The organism is Stenotrophomonas sp. SMYL89, from assembly GCF_036319985.1.
In the GTDB taxonomy this organism is placed as follows: Bacteria; Pseudomonadota; Gammaproteobacteria; order Xanthomonadales; family Xanthomonadaceae; genus Stenotrophomonas; species Stenotrophomonas maltophilia_Q.
The window spans coordinates 79,751-99,321 of record NZ_JAWIRW010000008.1 but is presented as its reverse complement, the minus strand read 5'-3'; the positions used below and the strand labels follow the sequence as shown (position 1 = coordinate 99,321).

Below are 19,571 nucleotides of genomic sequence, written 5' to 3'. Positions count from 1 at the left end.
TTCTGCCGCGAACCGCGCGAACCGCATCCGAGCATGGCTCGGCTCTACAAAGACGGAGGTAGCGCCGGGCCACGCCCGGCGTCACTGCAGCGTCGGCAACCCCGGTGGATTGGTCTGCGACTGCGGCACCGCTTCCTCGGCCACATTCCAGCGCTTCAGCGCCTGCGCATAGGTGCCGCTGCCGATCTGGGTGTTCAGCGCCTGCGTCACCGCCTCGGCCAGGCCACTGCCCTTGCGCGTGGTCACCGAGATCGCCGCGGCGTTCGGCCAGCCACCGGGGAACAGGCCCACGCGCCGAACCTTGCCATCGCGTGCCGAGTACGCGCCGGTGGCATTGGGCTCGAACGAGACATCGGCGCGGCCGGTGATCACCGCCAAACGGCCGACCACCGCGTCGTCGAAGTACTGGTACTCCACCGCTTTCAGGCCCGCGGCGATGTTCTGCTGGTCCCACTGGCGCAGGATCTGGTCCTGGTTCGTGCTGGCACCCACCACCACCTTCAGCCCCGCCACGTCCGCCGGCTTCTCGATCTTCTGGATCGGCCCATCCGTGCGCGTGTAGATGCCCAGCAGGTCGTAGCGATAGCTGGAGAAATCGAACTTCTTCTTGCGCTCTTCAGTGACCGTCACGTTCGACAGCACTGCATCGTACTTGCCCGACTCCAGCCCCAGCGGCCAATCGGCCCATGCCACCGGCACGATCACCAGCTTCAGGCCCAGCGCATCGGCGATCAGGCGCGCGATGTCGGGCTCGATGCCGACCACGTCCTTGCTGTCGGCGCCGTAATCGGCCAATGGCAACTGTCCCGGATGGGTCGCCACCGTAAACGCCCCCGGCGTGACGAAGCGGTAGCCCGCGGGAATCAAGGCCTGCGCCTTGGGATCGGGCGTGCCCTTCAGCACCGTGCTGTTCGCTCCGGCCAGGCTGCTCGCGGCCACCGCCGCAGCCTCCGGGGCCTGGCGCACGCGCGAGTAGACGATGCCGGCGATGCCGATGACCAGCACGCCGGTGATCAACAAGGTACTGCGTGAGGGACGACGGGGTGCTGCAGGGCTCATGGCATTCCTTGAGGGTTACAGGGTCTTGGCCAGGAAGTCGGCCGTGCGTTGGTGGCGCGGGCGCTCGAATAACGCCTCGGGCGTGCCCTGCTCGATCACCCGGCCCTGGTCCATCATCACCACGTGGTCGGCCACTCGGCGGGCGAAGCTCAGCTCATGGGTGACGATCACCAGCGTGGTGCCGGAGCGGGCCAACTCTTCGATCACACTGAGCACTTCCGCCACCAGTTCCGGGTCCAGCGCCGAGGTGGGTTCGTCGAACAACAGCACCTTCGGCTGCAGCGCCAGGGCACGGGCGATCGCGATGCGCTGTTGCTGGCCGCCCGACAGCTGGCGTGGGAACGCATCGGCCTTGTCGGCCAGGCCGACCCGCTCCAGCAGCGTGCGCGCCTGCTCTTCGGCCTGCGCGCGCGGTACGCCGCGCACGGCGATCGGCGCCTCGATGATGTTCTCCAGCGCGGTCAGGTGCGGGAACAGGTTGAAGCCCTGGAACACCATGCCCACCTCGGCACGCCGACGGCGGATCTCACGCTCGGGCAGTTCGTACAGGGTGTCACCGTCGCGGCGGTAACCGATCAGCTGGCCGCCGACAGTCACGTAACCACTGTCCGCGCGTTCCAGGTGGTTGATCAACCGCAGCAGCGTGGATTTCCCGGCACCGGACGGGCCGATCAGTACCGTCACGCTGCCAGCGCGCAGGTCCAGGTTCACGTCTTCCAGCACCGGCTGCTCGCCGAACACCTTGCCCACGCCATGCAGCGATACCGCCGCACCCTCGCCCGCTTCCACCTGGGTGGCGATGCGCGGGCGGTTGGCCACGCGCGGCGCAGCATCACTGGATGTCCGCACCGGTGACGACACCCGCGACACCGAGCGCTCGCGCTGCAGCTGGCCGCGCGCGAAGCGCTGCTCCACGCGCCGCTGCAGCAGCGACAACACGGTCAGGATCACCAGGTACCAGACCGTGGCGACCATCAGCAGCGGCACCACCTCAAGGTTGCGCCGGTAGATCACCTGCACGGTGTAGAACAGCTCCGGCAGCGCCAGCACATAGACCACCGAGGTACTCTTGGCCAGGCCGATCACATCGTTGAACGCGGCCGGCAGGATCGAGCGCATCGCCTGCGGCAGGATGATGCGCCGCACCTGGCGACCACGCGGCAGGCCGAGCGCGGCCGCGGCCTCGTACTGGCCGTGGTCGACCGAGAGGATGCCACCGCGGATCACCTCGGCCGAGAACGCTGCCTGGTTCAGGGTCAGGCCCAGTACTGCTGCCGTGAACACGCCGATCAGTTGCGTGGTCGGGTACGAGAACAGGCTGATGCCGGTGAACGGCACGCCCAGCTCGATGGTGCTGTACAGGTAGCCCAGGTTGTTCAGCAGCAACAACAGCACCAGCAGCGGGATCGAGCGGAACAGCCACACGTAGCCCCACGACACCGCCGACAGCAGCGGCGAGCCGGACACACGGGCCAACGCCAGCAAGGTACCCAATGCGAAACCAAGTCCGGTGCCAAGCGCGGTCAGCAGCAGCGTGCGGCCCAGGCCCTCGAGCACTGGGCGTGCGAAGAACCATTCGGCAAAGGTGCCCCAGCCCCAGCGCGGATTGCCCAGCACGGACTGCAGCCCGATCAGGATCAGCGCCAGTGCCAGCACCGTGCCGAAGACCTGCAGCGGATGCCGGGCCGGCACGATCTTCAGTGCCGGTCCGGGCGCCGGACGAGCGGCGATGCCCTCCAGCGCGGTCGACGGTGTGCTCATGCGTGGGCTCCGTGCAGCAGTGCCTGTGCAGCGGTAACGACAGGCGTCGTCGCCCGCAGGTGCTTCTCGAACGGCAGATGCGCAACCGTTTCCGGGTCGGCCTCCAGATCGAACAACGCGGTGTAGCCATGACTGAGGTACAGGCCAACGGCTTCAGGCTGACGGAAGCCGGTGGTCAGGAACACTCGTCGGTACCCTTGCCGTGCCGCCTGGTCTTCCAGCTCCTGCAGCACGCGTCGCGCGATGCCCTGGCGGCGCAGTCCGGGCAGCGTCCAGATGCGTTTGAATTCGGCGGTATCCGGATCGCGGTGCGGCATGAACGCACCGCCGGAAATCGCCACCCCGTCGCGCAGCAGCAGCACGAAGGCGCCCACCGGGGCCGCAAAGGCCTGCGCCGGGTAGCGCTGCAGCTCCTCGCGAGCGCTGCCGCCGATGCGTCGACGCACGTCAGCGTAGCGGCTGTCGTACTCCTGCTCCAGGCCATCGAACAACGGCCGCGCCAGCGGGTCATCGACCGAGGTATAGAGGAAGCGTTCGTCGTGGCTCATGTCGCGTCCTTCACCAGGTAATCTTCGGCCAGCCGCGCCCACAGGCTGGCGGCGGGGGCAATGGCCGCGTCGTTGAACACATAGTGCGGGCTGTGCAGCGGCGCGCTGTCGCCGTTGCCGACGAACACGAAGCTGCCGGGACGCGCCTGCAGCAGGAAGGCGAAATCCTCGCTGGCGGTGCGTGGCGCGAATTCGGGCACCACCTGTTCGGCACCGAAGCCCTGCACCGCCACCTCGCGGATGTAGGCGGTCTGCTGCGGGTGATTGATCACGCTGGGGAAGCCGCGCGGGAATTCGATCTCGGCGCGCGCACCAAACGCGGCGGCGGTCTGCTCGGCAATCTCGGTGACCCGGCGCCGCAGGGTATCGCGCACCTCCGGTAGATAGGCGCGCACGGTCAGCTTCAGCTCGACCACGTCTGGAATCACATTGGCGGCCTGCCCGCCGTGGATCGAACCGACGGTGACCACGCCCATCTGCCGCGGATCGACATTGCGCGACACCACGCTCTGCAGCGCGGTGATGATGTGCGCCGCCACCAGGATCGGATCGACGCTGCCCTGTGGCTCGGCGCCATGGCCACCCTTGCCGATCACCTTCAGCCGTGCCCAATCCACCGACGCCATCGCCGGGCCATCGACGAAACCGAAGTGGCCCACCGGCACGCCCGGCCAGTTGTGCAGGCCATAGATCGCATCCACCGGGAAGCGCTCGAACAGGCCGTCGGCAATCATCTTCGATGCACCCGAGCCGGTTTCCTCGGCCGGCTGGAATACCAGCTGCAGGGTCCCATCGATCCGTCCGTGGTGGGCCAGGTAATGCGCGGCAGACAGCAGGATGGCGGTGTGGCCATCATGACCGCAGGCATGCATCAGGCCCTCGGTCTGGCTGGCATAGGCCAGGCCGGAGTCCTCATGGATCGGCAGTGCGTCGATGTCGGCGCGCAGGCCGAGGCGACGGCTGCCCTGCCCGCGCTGCAGCGTGCCGACCACGCCGGTGCCACCGAGCCCGGTGGTCACCTCATAACCCCACTGCTGCAGCAGTTCGGCCACGCGGGCGCTGGTGCGATGCTCCTCGAAGGCCAGCTCAGGGTGCCGATGCAGGTCATGGCGGATCGCGATGGCGGCCTCGGCGCGTGCTGCGATCTCAGGCAGCACGCCGGTTGTTGGGGAAGTCCGCCGGGCGTGGCCCGGCGCTACCGCGCTTTCTCCGCTCATCGCCCTACCCTACCTTCCGCGCCGGTTCGGCATCGGTCGAATAGCGGCTGGCCTTGTACGGCAGCCCCAGATGCTCGCGCAGGGTCTGTCCTTCCAGCTCGCGCTGGTGGTAACCGCGCGCCTGCAGGATCGGCAGCACCTGGGTCACGAAATCGTCCAGGCCTTCGCGCTGTGCGGCGAAGCCGAGAATGAAGCCATCGCTGGCACCCGCATCGAACCAGCGGATCAGCTCATCGGCCACATGCTCCGGTGTGCCGATGAAGTTTGGCCGTGGGCTGACCGCTTCCAGCGCCACCTGGCGCAGGCTCAGTCCCTTCTCGCGCGCGTCCTGCTTGATGCGGTCGGTGGTGGAGCGGAACGAATTGCTGCCGATGTCGCCAAGCGCCGGGAACGGTGCATCCGGGTCGTACTGGCTGAAATCATGGTGATCGAAGAAGCGCCCGAGGTAGGCCAGCGCATCTTCCAGCGTCGCCAACGCGGCAATCGCCTGGTATTTGGCTTCGGCCTCCTCGGCAGTACGGCCGACGATGGGACCGATGCCCGGGAAGATCTTCACGTCGTTGCCGCTGCGGCCGTGCGCGATCGCCGAGTTCTTCACCTTCTGGGTGAACGCGCGGGTTTCTTCCAGCGACGGCGAATGGGTGAACACCGCATCGGCGTACTTGCCGGCCAGCGCGATACCATCATCAGACGAACCGGCCTGGAAGATCACCGGCTGGCCCTGTGGCGAACGCTGGATGTTGAGCGGCCCTTCCACCTGGAAGAAGCGGCCCTTGTGATCGAGGCGGCGGAACTTCTCCGGTGCGAAGAACGTGCCACTGTCACGCTCGCGCACGAAGGCATCGTCATCCCACGAATCCCACAGCCCCTGCACGACGTCCAGATACTCATCGGCGATCTGGTAGCGCAGAGCGTGCTCCGGATGCGGGCGGCCGTAGTTGCGGCCGGAGCCTTCCAGCGGTGAGGTCACCACGTTCCAACCGGCGCGGCCGCCGCTGAGAAGATCCAGCGAGGCAAACTGCCGGGCCACGGTGAACGGGTCGCTGTAGGAGGTCGACAGCGTGCCGGCCAGGCCAATCTTCTTCGTTGCCGTGGCCAGTGCCGACAGCAGCGAGATCGGCTCAAAGCGGTTGAGGAAATGCGGGATCGACTTCTCGTTGATGTACAGCCCATCGGCCACGAAGCCAAAGGCGATTCCGTTGTTCTCGGCGGTGCGCGCGATGTCGATGTAGAACTGCAGGTTGACGCTGGCATCGGCCGGATTGGATGGATGCTTCCAGGCATGCATGTGGCTGCCAGGGCCCTGCAGCATGATGCCGAACGGAATGTGGCGCGGGGTGGTGCTCATGGGGATCGCTCCTGCAGGTCAGGCCACCGCCGCGCGTGGCGCGGGCGACAGCAGTTCAAGGGATGTCAGGCGTGCGTCGAGGTCGGCCACCGGCGCATCGAGAATGAACTCACCCACGCCGAAGCGCCGGTGCAGCGCGTCCAGTTCGTCACGCACATGCTGCGCATCGCCGGACAGCACGCTGGGGCGCGTTTCCTCGATGCGGAAGTCCGCCACGCCCACCTGGCGTGCGTACTCGGCAGCCGCCTCGGGGCTGGGCAGGTTCACCGCCTGCCCGGGACCAAGGTGCAGCTTGTAGACGCGTAGCGCACCGATGTGCCGCGCAGCCGCTTCGGCCGTAGGTGCGGCGAAGGCCACCGTCGCCAACAGAGGGGGCTGCGAGGAGACGCTGCGGTAGGCATCGAACGCGGCCTCGATGTGCTTCGGGTCGCCATCGAAGTGCGCGGCGTAGACGAAGCGCCAGCCCAGCTCGGCCGCCTGCTGCGCACTCTGCGGGCTCGCACCGAGCAGGAAGCGCTCCGGCGCCTGCTGCGGAACCGGACGCGCCAGCACATCGGCTTCAGCGCCGGACAGATAGCCCTCAAGGTCGCGCAGCTGCTGGTCGAAGTCGGCGAACGCCGGGCGCCCGGCCGCCAGCGCGGCAGTCGACGCTGGCAGGCCGCCCGGCGCCTTGCCCACGCCCAGATCCACGCGCCCTGGCGCCAACGCTGCCAGCAGGTTGAAGTTCTCCGCCACCTTGTACGGCGCGTAGTGGCGCAGCATCACCCCGCCGCTGCCGATACGGATGCGCCGGGTCTGCGCCAGCACCCACGCCGCAATCACCTCCGGTGCGGGACTCGCCAACGTCGGCGTGGCATGGTGCTCGGCAAACCAGTACCGGTGATAGCCCAGCTGTTCGGCGCGCTGGGCCAACTGCAGGCTGTTGCGCAGCGCCTGCTCTGGCGAGGCACCTTCGGCCACCGGGCTCTTGTCCAGTACGCTGATCTGATAGCTCATGGTCGCGTCCTCGCTCAGGGGTGGGCCACGGGAATGCCGAGCAACCCGTTCAGCGCAGCCAGGATCGGCTCGGCACCGGAGATGTACTGGCGGTCCTGGTGTGCGCCGCTGGCCAGGTCGCTGCGCACGCCCTGCGGCAGCACCAGCTTCGGCAACGATTGGTCCTGCTCGCCGATCTCGGCAATCACCTCGCGGCGTGGCCGCGCGAAACCGATGCGACGTACGTCCAGCTGCGCGTCCAGGCCGTCGATGCTCGACAGCGCCCCTTCCAACAGCAGGCTGTGCCGGCAGAAGAAGCGCTGGCCGGGAATCTGTCCGTCCTCGAACTCACGATCGAGCAGGAACAGGATGGGCTTGTCGGTTGCGTCCAGACTCACGGGGTTGTCCTCAGCGGGGGCGGCAATGCGATGCCGCTTCGATATCGATGCTAGAGATGGCTGCGACCGCAGCAGCGATGCGAAGCGACAATCGACGGTCAGATCCGGCCATGCAGATGCGCCTTGGCCATAAGCAGAGCGCCGCCGGTTATGCCGTCAGGCGATGCGTCGCAGCGGAGCCGGTACCGCCAGCGTCTGTGCGGTCAGATGCCCGGCCGCACGCTCGGTCGCCAGCGCAATCCGCGCCTGCAGGGCCGCACTGTTGATGTGCTCGCCATCGAAGTCGGCCGGCGTGGCGTACACCCCGACTGGCAGTGTGTGCGCCTGCAGGAAACTGAACAACGGCCGCAGCTGGTGGTCGATCACCAGCGCATGGCGCTCGCTGCCACCGGTTGCCGCCAGCAGTACCGGCGTGTCCACCAACGCTTCCAGCCCGATGAAGTCGACCAGATGCTTGAACAGCCCCGGAAACGATCCCCGATAGACCGGCGCAGCCACTACCAGCAGCCCGGCCGCCTCGATCGTCTGCAGCGCCTGCTCCACGGCGGGCTCCACTTCGTCGCGCGACAACGACTGCCCCAGCGAGCGCGCGATCGGCGCCAGCTCCACCAGATCCACACTGGCGTGCACCCGCTGCTGCAACGACTCCAGCAGATACCGCACCAGCAGCAACGTGCGCGACGTCGCCGAACTGGTCGGCGACCCCACTAATGCAACCACCTTCAATGCAGAAGACATGAACTGCTCCTCGATGATGCCGGACTACGTCCGGCCGCCTTTCGCCTTTTGTAGAGCCGAGCCATGCTCGGCTGCTTCCCGCCCTTGTAGAGTCGAGCCATGCTCGACTGCTCCAGGTTAGAACCGGTAACTGACCCGCCCATACCAGTACGCCCCAACGTTGCCCAGCACATCACCGTTGTCCCAGGTCGTCTCGATGCTGGCCACGTCGGTGGCACTGCGCGCGTACTCCGGCACCTTGCGCGTGCGCTTGTCGAACACGTTGTTGATGCCCAGGGCTGCACTCCAGCCCGCACCCAGCTCCACGGCACCAGAAAGATTGGTCACCAGCACCGGCGGCTGCTTGTACTCCACGCCGTTGTTCAGGCGCTTGATCGGGCCGTAATACGTGAAGTCCACATTCGAGCGCCAGCGCCCGTTCTGCCACCCCAGCCCGGCCACCTGCGTGTAGCTCGGCGTACGGAAGCGCAGCGCGTACTCGCTGCTCTTTGTCAGCAGGTTGATGTTCGGCAGCCCCTGCAGCGCCACCGGAATGTCGCTGACCTTCTCGATGGTGGTGCGGCCCACGTTGGCCGCGTAGCTCCAGCGCAGCTTGCCCCACGCAGTCTCCTGGTTCGCTTCCAGGGTCAATTCGACGCCGCGTGTGCGGGTGTTGCCCACGTTGGTGAAGTAGCTCGCGTAGAACGCATCACCCGGCAGGATGCTGATGCCGGCCGAACCCAGCAGTGCATCGATGGTGTTCTTCTGCACCGCGCTCAGCACCGTGCCGCTGTTGTCGCTGATGCGCGCCGGATCCTGTGCGTTGTAGCCGATCTGGCTGGACTGCCCGAGCTGGCCACGGATATCGATCTGGTACGCATCCACGGCCAGGTGGAAGGCCGGGCTCGGGTCCCAGGTCACGCCGAGGCTGTAATTGGTAGCCTTCTCAGGCTTCAGCGGCGTGGCACCCAGTGCGACCGCCGCCGGCGAAGACACCTGTGCCACCAGCGTGGTGCCGCACGGGCAGCTGCCGGTTGCCTGGTAGTACTGCGCGCCCAGGCTGGGCGCATGGAAACCGTTGCTGACCGTGGCCCGCACACCCAGCGCATCGGTGAAGTCGAAGCGCGTGGTCAGGCGGCCCGTGGAAACGCTGCCGAAGTCGGAATGGTCTTCCCAGCGCGCGGCGGCATCCAGGTACCAGCGCGAGGTGATGTTGGTGGCTGCACCCACGTACACCGCCTTGCTGTTGCGGGTGGCCTTCACCGCATCGGCGGTGGAGTAGCCGACGAAGGCAGCCGCACCGAAGCCAGTGTACGACTCCCACTGCCCTGCCCCGCGTTCGTATTTTTCGTGCTGGTACTCCGCGCCCGCGCTCACTTCCAGGGGCGAGGCGAACGCCGCCACCTCGAACCCGCGCCGCAGGTCCAGGTTGGCGATGCCCTGCTGGTAGTCCAGCTTGCCGTCGTAGAAGTCGGTGGGCGAACCGGGGTACGGCAGCGAGTAGTTCACCGAATTGCGGGTGTAGGTACGCACCGTGCTGCGGTTGCCGGTCAGGCTGGCGTCGTAGTCCCATCCCGCAATCTGTCCCTTCACGCCCGCGGTACCCGTGTACTGCTTCTCCTTGGTTTCCAGCACCGGCAGGAAGCCATCGGGAAACACGCTCAGTACGCCGGGGGCCTTGTAGGTGGTGAAGATGGTCGCCGGCAGGCGGAAGTTCTGGATCGCCTGCGCGGTGCGATCGCTGGCGGTGGCATTGGCATAGAACTGTGCGCTCTCGCCCAGCCCATGGCCCACGTTCACCGCAAACGCCTTCAGCGCGTACGACGGGGAACTGAGGATCGTGTTGGCCTCGGCATTGCGGCCGGCTTCTGCCGGGTTCGGCGATGCGCCGGTCGGCAACCGGTTGTTCGGTCGCAGCGCGACCAGATTGCCGTTGGCATCTACCGCCGGATAGCTCAGATAGCCATCGATGTAGCGGCGGGTACGGATCGCGTGGTGCTGCCGCGTGGTCTCGCCGGACAGGTTGACGAAGCCATCGGCGCCCCACGGCAGGCCCACGTTGGCACGCACGCTGGTGCGCGATCCATCCCCGTCGGTGCTCTGCCCGCTTTCCACAGCCAGTTCGCCACCCTGTGCCTGCGACTTGAGGATCACGTTGACCACACCGGTGATCGCGTCCGAACCATAGATGGCCGATGCACCGTCGCGCAGCACTTCCACATGGTCGATGGCCGAAACCGGAATCAGCGCCAGGTCGGCCCAGGCATGGCCGGGGAAGCCGCCGCCGTTGGCACCGCTCACATAGGCGCTGGCATTGCGACGCTTGCCGTTCACCAGCACCAGCGTGTAGCCCGGCGACAGGTTGCGCAGCTGGTAGCCACGGATCAGGCTTTCCTGGTCGCTCTGGTAACCACCGATCTGGCTGAGCGACGGCAGCGCGCGTTGCAGTGCTTCCAGCAGGTTGGCCTGGCCGGTGGCGGTGAGGTCTTCGGCGGAGATCACATCGATCGGCGTGGAGCTGTTCTTCACCGTGCGCGTACTGGTGCGCGAACCGGTAACGACCACGGCATCCAGCGTGGATGCCGCGACATTGGCGGATGCGGCCGTGGTGGCAGGATCCGCATCGGCTTCAGCGGCATGGCTGGGCGACGTGGCGAGGGTGGCCGCGATCAGGACGGCAAGAGAGCTCAGGACAGGGGCGTGGGCGGCAGGCATGGGGGCTCGTGGGGGTAGGCCGGAAACACGCTTCCATTCAAGGGCCTGTTCACCCACTGCGACAGGCACGAACGCGTCACCCAGCCGTAACATCCGGCCACCCACATGACCGCTGGTAATGACGTTAGGCGGCATTGCCGGTGCACTGCTGTCTGTAGAGCCGAGCCCACGCTCGGCTGCTCTTCGTGACGGCGTCAGATGCATCCCCCCTGCCGGTATTGAGCCGAGCGTGGGCTCGGCTCTACAAGAGGGGAACGACCGCGCCATATGCCTGCCCGGCATCACCTCATGCCCGTACACCACTCCGCACCGCGCATCACCGCCCGTAGCATCAGGCCATGCCCAGCCCACCTGCCGATCCCGCCGCACCGCTCGTCGCCATCGTTGCCTGCCACGGCCAGGGGCTGTTCGAGTTCGGCTGCGCGGTCGGCCTGTTCGCACCCGTGCGGCCGGAACTCGGCGTGGCCTGGTACCGCACCCAGCTCTGCGCAGGCGAGCCCGGCGCATTGCGCATGCTCGGCGGCACGCAGGTGCAGCTTCCCTACGATCTGAGCACAGTTGATGACGCTGACATCATCGTCATTCCCGGCTGGCGTGAGCCCAGCGAGCGTCCACCACAGGCGTTGCTCGAAGCCCTCATCCGTGCCCACGCACGTGGCGCGCGCATCGCCTCGATCTGCTCCGGTGCCTTCGTGCTGGCCTGGGCCGGGCTGCTCGACGGCCGCCAGGCCACCACCCACTGGCGCCTCACCGAAGCGCTGGCGCGTGACTTCCCGCGCATCGACGTACGCGAGGATGTGTTGTACGTGGACACCGGCAGCATCATCACCTCCGCAGGTTCGGCCACCGGCATGGACATGATGCTGCACATGGTGCGCAAGGATTACGGCGCACGGGTAGCCAACCTGGTGGCCGAGCGGCTGGTGCTGGCACCGTGGCGTGATGCCGGCCGCAGCCAGCGCGTCAGCCGGGCCATTCCCAATGGCGAGCCCTCGCGTCTGGCAAAACTGATGGAATGGATGCGCCGCAACCTGCGCGAGCCGCACTCGCTGGGCAGTCTTGCCGAGCAGGCCGCGCTCAGCCAGCGCACACTGCAGCGGCAGTTCCTGGAAGCCACCGGCCTGTCACCCATCGACTGGCTGATCCGCGAACGCGTGGCCTTTGCCCGCGAGCTGCTGGAGACCACCGACCGGCCGCTGCAGTGGATCGCCGAGCAGGCCGGCTTTGGTTCACAGGAATCGTTCCGTCGCCACTTCCGTGGCCAGGTCGACGCGAGCCCCACCGAGTACCGCAGCCAGCATCGCAGCGGTATTGGCGCGGATCGGTTGGTGGGCTGCTGATCCAACTCAGCGCTCCCCAGCGCTACGTGAGAAAAGGCTCACGGCGGACGGTAGAGACCCACGTATAGTGATGGGCGTCACACGAAGCCCCTTCCATGCTCCACGCATTTGCTTACTCCAGCCACATATCGGCTGGGCTTTCCGATGAAACCCTCCGCCAGATCGTCTCGGGCTCTGCCGCGTTCAATCGCCGGGTGGACGTCACCGGAGCACTGCTCGTCGACGGGCAGCGGTTTTTCCAGTACGTCGAAGGCCCGCCCGACGGCCTGGAGGCGGTCAAGCGCCGCATCCATGACAGTCGCTCGCATGCTGCCGTCGTACCGGTACTGGACATGGCCATCAGCGCGCGTGCTGTTCCCTATTGGGCCATGACCCGCATCGACACCGGGCAGATCATGGTGTCCGGCCTGGTCAATGCGCGATGGGACGAATTTGGCCATGCCGTTCCGGGCATGGATCAGCTCGTCGGCCTGCTGCGTCCGCACTTTCCGCGCATCGGCCCGCTCAGTGCGCACCATGCGTCCGTCGGATCCAGATGAACCGCCGCCTTGCGCGCGTACTCCCACGCGGCCGCGTGCTCCCAGCACACGTCATCATTCAAGCCGCGTTACCCATCGTTCCTGCCAGATCCACAGCATGCCTGTACCCGCTCAACCTTCAACGGAAACACGTGCCTCGCCCGCCGAGTTGTTCGAGGTCGTCGTCCTGCGTGCAGGCACGGCCCTGTTCGCGATCGACGTACAGGTGGCCGTGGAAATACGCGGCCCCGAGACCTTCGGCCCTGCAGACCCACATGGCAGGCGGAACCTGGAGGTACGAGGGCAGCCGTTGCCGGTGGCCGACCTGCGCAGGCTCTGCGGGCAACCGGCATTCGATGGCGGCAGCCCAGCCATGCTGCTGATCACCGCCGGCACTGCAACCCTGGCGCTGGCGGTAGATGAAGTGCTCGAGATCGAAACACCGGACGCATCTCCAGACGCAGCCTCGCCGGCCCAGAGTCGACCGTTCAACTTCTGCAGCCGGCACGTTCGGGTGGATGCCACACGTTCGGCTTCGCTGATCGAACCGCAGTCGCTGCTGGCTGCGCTCGCGGTGCGGGACTGAGGCGCCTCTGCTCAAGGGCGCCTGCGAACCGTTTGAAACCGCATGCGCCAGCACTGCGCGGCAAAGCCGATCACAAACACCACCGCCAATCCCAGCAACGTGTGCAGCACCACCGGCGCCATCGGCGCAGCCGCAATGGGATGGTTCACCGGCAAACGTGTCAGCGTTTCATTCACGCCTGGCACCAGCGACAGCAGGAAGCTGAAAGACAGCGCAAATGTCGACACGTAGCGCGCTGCGCGACCCAGCCAGCGCAGCCGGGCGGCCTGCACGCCGCCGAACGCCACCAGCAGCACGATCACGCCGAACGCATGGCCTGGATTGAGCCCCCCCGTGCTGGAGACGGTCAATGACGTAGCGACCGACAGCACCAATCCCAAAAGGTACAGCTTGCCCGAGCGTGTGGCGGGGTCGATGGCGCGATGGCGAATGAGGGCATAAAGGCCGGCGATAGCCGGTACCAGACTGACGGCCGTGTGGATCAAGCCCAGCGTGGACAGAGAGTGCGACATGGAACATCTCCAGGGAGTATTTGAACCTACTAGTAGGTAGGCCTTTGATTCAAAAAAAGGGCCTACGTTGCCGCAGGCCCACCACACACTCTCAGGCAGCCGCGCTCACCCGCGCAATGGCCAGCCGTGCCAGCGCAGCAAACGTCGCCGCGTCACCGAAGCCGCGCGCCGCCAACATTGCGCCATGCACCGATGACATGAACGCCCTGGCCTCATCGGCCGCCGAGCCCTGCAATTGCAGTTGGCCCACGGCAACGCCCTTTTCCAGCGTAAGCGCCAACCACCCGCTCAAGTCCTCGAAATGCCCGCGTACTTCTTCGGCAATCTCCGCAGGGATCATCGGTGCCTCTGCCGCCAGCATCGCGCAGATGCAGAACGAGGACGTGCCACCGGCGATACAGCTCGACCAGTAGTCCACATAAGCGTTGAGCTCCTGCAGCGGATCGCCCAGCTGCCGGTCCAGCAACGCCAGGCCCTCACGCGCCTCGGCCCGGTACAGCTCAACCACCGTGCGCACCAGATCCGCCTTGCTGGGAAAGTGGTGATGGATGCTGGCCTTGCTGATGTTCACCCGCGCCGAGACGTCGGCGTAGCTGAAGCCGTTGTAGCCGCCGGCCTCCAGCAGCGAACGGGCGTGGGCCAGGATCTCTTGGGCCTTGGGCGAGAGCGACTCTTTCATGTCACCAACCTACTAGTAGGTTGACATGATGTCAACTCCCTGCTGCTGGACTCGCCGGGCACGACCCGGCGCTACCCACACCCCGCTCAGTCCTCCTGCACCAGCTTGAACTCGCGAAGCAGCCCGCCGATCTGGGTCTTGTCCAGCTTGTTCATCAGCAGGTTGCGCAGGAACGCCGGTCCCGGAATATCCAGTTCCTTGCCATCGCGCAGCCGTCCGGTCGCGGCCAGCAGCGAACGCACATCGTAGGTGGAATTGAACACCTCCGGCACACCGCGTTCGATGTCCAGCAACGTGTACACCGCCTCCATCGGCGTGCGCACCGAGTACTCGGTGGTGAAGATGCAGTCGCGCTGCTTCGATTCGGCGAACTGGCCGATGAAGGCGAAGTTCACCGCACCCTCCGGCACCACGTCCGGGCGGTCACCGGCCTGGCGCGGCATGAAGAACGCCGTGATGTACGGCATCATCACCGGCACGGTCTTCGCGCCAGTCGCGGCCAGCGCATCAATCTCTTCCACCGGCACGCCCAGGTGGTACAGCCACTCGCGGGTGATCTCCTCGCCGGTACAGTCCTGCATCGGCTTCTTCACGTAGTCACCGGGCGTATCCACGAACAGCGAATACACCCAGACCACGATCTGGTCCTTGGGCTGGTTCTTGAAATGCGGCTGACGGTTCACCGTCCAGCTCATCAGCCAGCGCGAGTCGCGCACGCTGACGATGCCGCCGGTCACCACCTTGCCGCTGAAGGGGTCGCGCTTGGCAATCTTCTGGATGTAAGCCGGAATGCGCGCATCCAGCGTGGTTACCGTCGCCGATTCCCACTTGGTTTCCGGGATATGCGCGCCGAACACGTCCGGGCGCCCGAACGCCGTATCCTTCGCGGCAATGCGTCGCCACAGGTCCCAGGCCGGCGCCGGGCCTTCGTTCAAGCGTGCCGCCGTGTGGTGGTCGCCATTGTCCGAGTTCTCGGTCAGCGAACCGATGGTCATGAACAGCAGATCGTCCGTGCCCAGGTCTACGCCACCAGCCACCCCGTCACGGACCCAGTGGATGCGCGTGGCCTGCTTGCGGCCCGGCTGCAGATCGAAGTCGACGTCGGTCACCTCGGTGCCGTACTGGAACACCACGCCATGGTCCTGCAGCCACTTCACCAGCGGCAGCACCAGCGATTCGTACTGGTTGTACTTGGTGAACTTCAGTGCCGAAAAGTCCGGCAGGCCGCCAATGTGATGGATGAAGCGATGCAGGTACAGCTTCATCTCCAGCGCCGAATGCCACTCCTCGAATGCGAACATGGTGCGCCAGTACAGCCAGAAGTTGCTGTCCAGGAAATCACGGCCCAGCACTTCGTTGATGCGCTTGTTCTCCATCTCCTGCCGGGTAGCCAGGAACAGCGCGATGATGTCCTTCTGCGCCTGCTCGGTCAGCGTGAACAGGCCGTCGGTGTGCGCATCCTCGCCGCGGTTGATGGTGGCGCGCTGCAACGAATAGTTCGGGTCGTCCTTGTTCAACCAGTAGAACTCGTCCAGCACGCTGGCGTCGTCGATCTCCAGCGAGGGGATCGAGCGGAACAGGTCCCACAGGCACTCGAAATGATCTTCCATCTCGCGGCCACCACGGATCACGAAACCCTTTTCCGGCACCTTCAGGCCATCCAGCGCACCGCCAGGAATCTGCTGCTGTTCAAGAATGGTGATGCGTTCACCGGCCATGCGCCCATCGCGCACCAGGAACGCGGCGCCGGCCAGCGAGGCCAGGCCCGAGCCCACAAACCAGGCGCGTTTGCCATCCACACCGGCCGGCTTGCGCGGGCGCGCGAAAGCTTCGTAGTTGCCACTGCTGTAGTACATGCGCTGCTCCTTCCTGGGCTGGTCCACCCCACTCTAGCGCCGAACCGATGTACCGCATGCTTCAACCCGCCTGCGACCCAGTGACGCAGGTGCATGCAGACTCGATGCTTCGAGCGGTCATCAACCGCGTGGAGCATCCCCTCCGGTAATGAACCAGCGCTGGAACCCCTCGATCGCATCCGGCATCAGCGCGCGGGCGCGTTCACGCACCAGCACTTCGGCGTCGCGCATCGCGCTGATCGCATCCGGCCGCGCGCACAACGCCATCGCCACATCCGACGCGTCCAGCATCGCCAGGTTCACGCCCACGCCCACCGGCGGCATCAGATGCGCCGCATCGCCGATCAAGGTCACGCCATCGCGCGGGGTCCAGAAAAAATCCGCTGGCAGGCTGTAGATCGGCCGCCGCACGAAGTCCGTGCAGGCCTCCAGCAGGCGCCGAAGGTTCGTGGCCCACCCGGTATAGCAGCCTGTCACCAGCGTCCGTATGCCGTGCTGCGCGATCTGCGCATCAAGCCATTCGGAAGATCGCTTCAGCGCCGCATACACGCAGAGCCGATCGCGGCTGTTGCGTTGCACGAACAGGGCCTCCTCGCCGCCAAAGCAGAACAGGCTGCCCTGCCCGACCATCGCTGCGATGTCCGCAGCAGGCTGTGCGATCCAACCTTCGAAGAAGGTAATGCCGGTGGGCACCGGCTGGCACGTACTCAAGGCCGCGCGCACTTTCGACCACGCACCATCGGCACCGATCACGATGTCCGCCTCGCGCTGCACGCCGTTGGCGAATCGCAGGCCGTGGCCGTTCGCCTGTGCAGATACCAGCGCGGTCAGGCTGTGGCCCCACTGCACCGTGTCCGCCGGCAGCGCGTCCAGCAGCAGCTGGCGAAGGTCGCCGCGGTCGATCTCTGGCTTGTCCTTGCTCCCTTCCGGCCCGAACCCGCCGGTGGTGATCTCCCCGGACCACGGGTCGCCCATCCGCGCCTCCTGCCCCTCATGCCGTGCGACCGCACGGAAGGCCTCCAGCAGGCCCGCGCGCTGCAGCGCCACCTGCCCGGAATCGTCGTGCAGATCCAGCGTGCCACCTTGCTCGCGCTGCTGCCCGGATGCTTCGCCCTCGTACACGCTCACGCGGTGACCGCCGCGATGCAGGATGAGCGCAGCGGTCAGACCAGCGGGGCCTGCGCCAATGACGGCGATGCGGGGAGGGTGCTCCATGGCGCAATTCACATGAGTTGATACGTCAACCGTATGTTGGAAAGGTTGACATGTCAACCTTCAGCCGGCAACGTGGTGCCATGACCTCCCCCAGCATCACACCCGACGAATGGGCCGCCTGGCGCGGCTTCCGGCGCATGGCCGAGATCACCTCAGGCCGCATCGTGCAGGACATCACCCGCAGCACAGGCCTATCCAGAGCGGACTTCATCGTGCTGATGGAGCTGAGCCAGTCCAAGGATCACTGCCGCCGCCAGCGCGAACTGCTGGACTACCTGGAATGGGACAAGACGCGCCTCTCGCACCAGCTGACCCGCATGGCCGGCCGTGGTCTGATCGAGCGCGATACCGACGCCGACAAGGTCGTAGTGATCCGCATGACCGCGGAAGGTCGCGCACAGTTGCGCGCCGCACGCCCGGTGCACGTCGCCGGCGTCCGCCAGTATTTTCTCGACCATCTCTCCGCCGATGATCTGGCCGCCTTGCAGCAGATCACCGACAAACTGCATGCAGCACTGCAGGACGAGGAGAACTGAAGCATCGCCCCCGGTAGTGCCGGCCGCTGGCCGGCAAGTGCACGCACCCAACTCCACCGGGATGCCGGCCAGCGGCCGGCACTACCAAACGCGGGCATTCGTGGCGGGATTTGACATGCAGGCATTTGCCTGCATATAGTCCATCCCAAGGGCGGCGCCTGCCTGCCCACGCGAGGAACCTGCAATGGTGGATATCGCACACAGGGTCGGCATCAAGGCCCCCGCAAGCCAGGTGTACCAGGCCCTGGCCACCCCCGAAGGCGTGGCCGCCTGGTGGGCTGAAGACACCCATGGCGAGCGCGAGGTCGGCGGCACGGTCAAGGCGCGTTTCACGAACAACGGCCAGGAGATCGGCGCCATGGAAATGAAGCTGGAACAGCTCATTCCCGGCGAGCTGGTGCTCTGGAAGTTCCTCGCCGGCCCCGCCGAATGGATCGGTACCCACGTGCGCTTCGCGCTGAAACAGGAAGGCGATTACTGCATCGTGCTGTTCACCCATGAAGGCTGGAAAGAGCGCGTCGAGTTCACCTTCCACTGCAGCACCAAGTGGGCGGTGTTCCTGATGAGCCTGAAGGCGCTGCTGGAGACCGGCAAGGCCCAGCCCAACCCACACGACGTCAGGATCGACAACTGGAATTGAAGACATCCCCATGGCGGTAGACCACGTGCGCGACGCAGACAAAGTTTTCAAGGCACTGGCCGATCCCACGCGCCGCACGCTGCTGGATCTGCTCTGCGAAGACAACGGCCAGACCCTGGGCCAGCTGTGCGAGCACCTGGACATGGCCCGGCAATCGGTCACCCAGCACCTGGGCCTGCTGAAAGACGCCAACCTCATCAGCACTGTGCGCCGTGGCCGCGAGAAGCTGCACTTCATCAACCCGGTGCCGCTGCATGAAGTCTACGAGCGCTGGGTACGCAAGTTCGAGCAGCAGCGCCTGAGCCTGCTGCATGACCTGAAACGCGAACTGGAAGGAGAATGACGATGTCCGCAGAGACTACCCGCTTCATCCACGTGATCTATATCGCCTCCACGCCACAGAAGGTGTTCGAGGCCATCACCCGCCCCGAGATCGCCAGTCGCTACTGGGGGCATGAGAACGTCTCGGACTGGAAGCCCGGCTCGCGCTGGCAGCACGTGCGCGCCAACGAAACGCGCTCGGTCGAGCTGGTCGGCGAAGTGGTGGAAAGCACCCCGCCCTCGCGGCTGGTCATCACCTGGGCCGCCGCCTCGCAGGCCGACGACCCGGACGCCTACAGCCGGGTCACCTTCGACATCGTGCCCTACCAGGACATGGTGCGGCTGACGGTGACCCATGAGGAGCTGGAACCGGGCAGCGGCATGGATACCGGCATCCGCCAGGGCTGGCCGATCGTGCTGTCCAGCCTGAAGTCGCTGCTGGAAACCGGCAAGGGATTGGATGTGTTTGCGAAGCCGCAAGGGTAGTGGTGGTGCCAGCTGTGCACTAGCACCACCTTGGGAAAGCTCTATACAAGGTGGCATGCTGCAGACGAGCCAGTATGCCAAGCAATCAGATTGACCTTTGCGATCACCCACCGCTTCGACGCATGCTGCAGCCACATAGGAAAA

At 66.0% G+C, this 19,571-nt stretch carries 21 protein-coding genes; 8 read left to right on the top strand and 13 right to left on the bottom strand.

The features are described 5' to 3' along the window. Positions 1–81 precede the first annotated feature (81 nt). From V3B41_RS12005 to V3B41_RS11965, 9 genes are all read right to left on the bottom strand, one after another. On the bottom strand, positions 82–1,059 hold the full coding sequence (locus tag V3B41_RS12005; protein ID WP_197632276.1) for a transporter substrate-binding domain-containing protein: 978 nt from the start codon (positions 1,057–1,059) through the stop codon (positions 82–84). Between the two features lie 15 nt (positions 1,060–1,074). Further along, positions 1,075–2,820, bottom strand: a complete 1,746-nt coding sequence (locus V3B41_RS12000; protein WP_329861198.1) for an amino acid ABC transporter permease/ATP-binding protein — start codon at positions 2,818–2,820, stop codon at positions 1,075–1,077. Then, on the bottom strand, positions 2,817–3,368 hold the full coding sequence (locus V3B41_RS11995) for a GNAT family N-acetyltransferase (RefSeq protein WP_049483190.1): 552 nt from the start codon (positions 3,366–3,368) through the stop codon (positions 2,817–2,819). The genes V3B41_RS12000 and V3B41_RS11995 overlap by 4 nt, the downstream gene beginning before the upstream one ends. Next, a complete protein-coding gene (locus V3B41_RS11990; protein WP_329861195.1) occupies positions 3,365–4,585 on the bottom strand; it encodes a M20 aminoacylase family protein in 1,221 nt (406 codons plus the stop codon). Before V3B41_RS11990 ends, V3B41_RS11995 begins: the two co-directional genes overlap by 4 nt. Before the next feature lie 4 nt (positions 4,586–4,589). Continuing rightward, on the bottom strand, positions 4,590–5,933 hold the full coding sequence (locus tag V3B41_RS11985) for an LLM class flavin-dependent oxidoreductase (RefSeq protein WP_049430726.1): 1,344 nt from the start codon (positions 5,931–5,933) through the stop codon (positions 4,590–4,592). Positions 5,934–5,951: 18 nt separating this feature from the next. Next, positions 5,952–6,929, bottom strand: coding sequence for an MsnO8 family LLM class oxidoreductase (locus V3B41_RS11980; protein ID WP_197632280.1), 978 nt, complete (start codon positions 6,927–6,929; stop codon positions 5,952–5,954). Between the two features lie 14 nt (positions 6,930–6,943). Further along, a complete protein-coding gene (locus tag V3B41_RS11975) occupies positions 6,944–7,306 on the bottom strand; it encodes a DUF3088 family protein (RefSeq protein WP_014646898.1) in 363 nt (120 codons plus the stop codon). Between the two features lie 156 nt (positions 7,307–7,462). Beyond that, positions 7,463–8,044 carry an FMN reductase gene (gene msuE / locus V3B41_RS11970; protein ID WP_049430729.1) on the bottom strand — a complete coding sequence of 194 codons (582 nt, stop codon included), beginning with the start codon at positions 8,042–8,044 and terminating at the stop codon, positions 7,463–7,465. Between the two features lie 117 nt (positions 8,045–8,161). Further along, on the bottom strand, positions 8,162–10,738 hold the full coding sequence (locus V3B41_RS11965) for a TonB-dependent receptor (protein WP_329861190.1): 2,577 nt from the start codon (positions 10,736–10,738) through the stop codon (positions 8,162–8,164). Between the two features lie 338 nt (positions 10,739–11,076). Here V3B41_RS11965 and ftrA point away from each other — a divergent pair, with 338 nt between their 5' ends. The 3 genes from ftrA (at position 11,077) to V3B41_RS11950 (ending at position 13,182) form a co-directional block, all read left to right on the top strand. Beyond that, positions 11,077–12,078 (top strand): transcriptional regulator FtrA, encoded by a 1,002-nt coding sequence (gene ftrA, locus V3B41_RS11960; protein WP_049430733.1) that lies wholly within the window; start codon positions 11,077–11,079, stop codon positions 12,076–12,078. Between the two features lie 95 nt (positions 12,079–12,173). Then, entirely contained in the window at positions 12,174–12,617 is a 444-nt protein-coding gene (locus tag V3B41_RS11955) for a BLUF domain-containing protein (protein WP_049430735.1), read from the top strand. Positions 12,618–12,765: 148 nt separating this feature from the next. Continuing rightward, entirely contained in the window at positions 12,766–13,182 is a 417-nt protein-coding gene (locus V3B41_RS11950; RefSeq protein WP_329861187.1) for a chemotaxis protein CheW, read from the top strand. Positions 13,183–13,193: 11 nt separating this feature from the next. Here the strand turns inward: V3B41_RS11950 and V3B41_RS11945 are convergent, their stop codons facing one another. The 4 genes from V3B41_RS11945 to V3B41_RS11930 all read right to left on the bottom strand — a co-directional run bounded on the left by V3B41_RS11945 (position 13,194) and on the right by V3B41_RS11930 (position 17,378). After that, positions 13,194–13,694: a membrane protein gene (locus V3B41_RS11945; protein ID WP_049430739.1), complete on the bottom strand. Its 501-nt coding sequence runs from the start codon at positions 13,692–13,694 to the stop codon at positions 13,194–13,196. Between the two features lie 91 nt (positions 13,695–13,785). Beyond that, positions 13,786–14,373: a TetR/AcrR family transcriptional regulator gene (locus tag V3B41_RS11940; RefSeq protein ID WP_197650090.1), complete on the bottom strand. Its 588-nt coding sequence runs from the start codon at positions 14,371–14,373 to the stop codon at positions 13,786–13,788. 86 nt (positions 14,374–14,459) lie between these two features. Beyond that, on the bottom strand, positions 14,460–16,229 hold the full coding sequence (locus V3B41_RS11935) for an oleate hydratase (protein ID WP_329861184.1): 1,770 nt from the start codon (positions 16,227–16,229) through the stop codon (positions 14,460–14,462). Between the two features lie 120 nt (positions 16,230–16,349). Next, positions 16,350–17,378, bottom strand: a complete 1,029-nt coding sequence (locus V3B41_RS11930; RefSeq protein WP_305730258.1) for an FAD-dependent monooxygenase — start codon at positions 17,376–17,378, stop codon at positions 16,350–16,352. Here V3B41_RS11930 and V3B41_RS11925 point away from each other — a divergent pair. The 5 genes from V3B41_RS11925 (at position 17,292) to V3B41_RS11905 (ending at position 19,427) form a co-directional block, all read left to right on the top strand. Further along, the gene (locus V3B41_RS11925) at positions 17,292–17,465 is read left to right on the top strand and encodes a hypothetical protein (protein ID WP_305730260.1); all 174 of its coding nucleotides are present in this window, start codon (positions 17,292–17,294) and stop codon (positions 17,463–17,465) included. The genes V3B41_RS11930 and V3B41_RS11925 overlap by 87 nt on opposite strands. A 29-nt stretch (positions 17,466–17,494) precedes the next feature. Continuing rightward, positions 17,495–17,980 (top strand): MarR family transcriptional regulator, encoded by a 486-nt coding sequence (locus V3B41_RS11920; protein WP_295545811.1) that lies wholly within the window; start codon positions 17,495–17,497, stop codon positions 17,978–17,980. A gap of 184 nt (positions 17,981–18,164) precedes the next feature. Then, a complete protein-coding gene (locus V3B41_RS11915) occupies positions 18,165–18,620 on the top strand; it encodes an SRPBCC domain-containing protein (RefSeq protein ID WP_191862862.1) in 456 nt (151 codons plus the stop codon). Between the two features lie 10 nt (positions 18,621–18,630). Next, entirely contained in the window at positions 18,631–18,963 is a 333-nt protein-coding gene (locus V3B41_RS11910; RefSeq protein WP_329861182.1) for a metalloregulator ArsR/SmtB family transcription factor, read from the top strand. A 2-nt stretch (positions 18,964–18,965) separates the two neighbouring features. Beyond that, positions 18,966–19,427 carry an SRPBCC family protein gene (locus tag V3B41_RS11905; protein WP_049483171.1) on the top strand — a complete coding sequence of 154 codons (462 nt, stop codon included), beginning with the start codon at positions 18,966–18,968 and terminating at the stop codon, positions 19,425–19,427. The last annotated feature ends 144 nt before the right edge of the window (positions 19,428–19,571 follow it).

What these genes read in the sequence shown, in the direction of transcription:
- V3B41_RS12005 (WP_197632276.1), bottom strand. Translation starts at nt 1,059, where the DNA reads ATGAGCCCTGCAGCACCCCGTCGTCCCTCACGCAGTACCTTGTTGATC.
- V3B41_RS12000 (WP_329861198.1), bottom strand. Translation starts at nt 2,820, where the DNA reads ATGAGCACACCGTCGACCGCGCTGGAGGGCATCGCCGCTCGTCCGGCG.
- V3B41_RS11995 (WP_049483190.1), bottom strand. Translation starts at nt 3,368, where the DNA reads ATGAGCCACGACGAACGCTTCCTCTATACCTCGGTCGATGACCCGCTG.
- V3B41_RS11990 (WP_329861195.1), bottom strand. Translation starts at nt 4,585, where the DNA reads ATGAGCGGAGAAAGCGCGGTAGCGCCGGGCCACGCCCGGCGGACTTCC.
- V3B41_RS11985 (WP_049430726.1), bottom strand. Translation starts at nt 5,933, where the DNA reads ATGAGCACCACCCCGCGCCACATTCCGTTCGGCATCATGCTGCAGGGC.
- V3B41_RS11980 (WP_197632280.1), bottom strand. Translation starts at nt 6,929, where the DNA reads ATGAGCTATCAGATCAGCGTACTGGACAAGAGCCCGGTGGCCGAAGGT.
- msuE (WP_049430729.1), bottom strand. Translation starts at nt 8,044, where the DNA reads ATGTCTTCTGCATTGAAGGTGGTTGCATTAGTGGGGTCGCCGACCAGT.
- V3B41_RS11965 (WP_329861190.1), bottom strand. Translation starts at nt 10,738, where the DNA reads ATGCCTGCCGCCCACGCCCCTGTCCTGAGCTCTCTTGCCGTCCTGATC.
- ftrA (WP_049430733.1), top strand. Translation starts at nt 11,077, where the DNA reads ATGCCCAGCCCACCTGCCGATCCCGCCGCACCGCTCGTCGCCATCGTT.
- V3B41_RS11955 (WP_049430735.1), top strand. Translation starts at nt 12,174, where the DNA reads ATGCTCCACGCATTTGCTTACTCCAGCCACATATCGGCTGGGCTTTCC.
- V3B41_RS11945 (WP_049430739.1), bottom strand. Translation starts at nt 13,694, where the DNA reads ATGTCGCACTCTCTGTCCACGCTGGGCTTGATCCACACGGCCGTCAGT.
- V3B41_RS11940 (WP_197650090.1), bottom strand. Translation starts at nt 14,373, where the DNA reads ATGAAAGAGTCGCTCTCGCCCAAGGCCCAAGAGATCCTGGCCCACGCC.
- V3B41_RS11935 (WP_329861184.1), bottom strand. Translation starts at nt 16,229, where the DNA reads ATGTACTACAGCAGTGGCAACTACGAAGCTTTCGCGCGCCCGCGCAAG.
- V3B41_RS11920 (WP_295545811.1), top strand. Translation starts at nt 17,495, where the DNA reads ATGTCAACCTTCAGCCGGCAACGTGGTGCCATGACCTCCCCCAGCATC.
- V3B41_RS11915 (WP_191862862.1), top strand. Translation starts at nt 18,165, where the DNA reads ATGGTGGATATCGCACACAGGGTCGGCATCAAGGCCCCCGCAAGCCAG.
- V3B41_RS11910 (WP_329861182.1), top strand. Translation starts at nt 18,631, where the DNA reads ATGGCGGTAGACCACGTGCGCGACGCAGACAAAGTTTTCAAGGCACTG.
- V3B41_RS11905 (WP_049483171.1), top strand. Translation starts at nt 18,966, where the DNA reads ATGTCCGCAGAGACTACCCGCTTCATCCACGTGATCTATATCGCCTCC.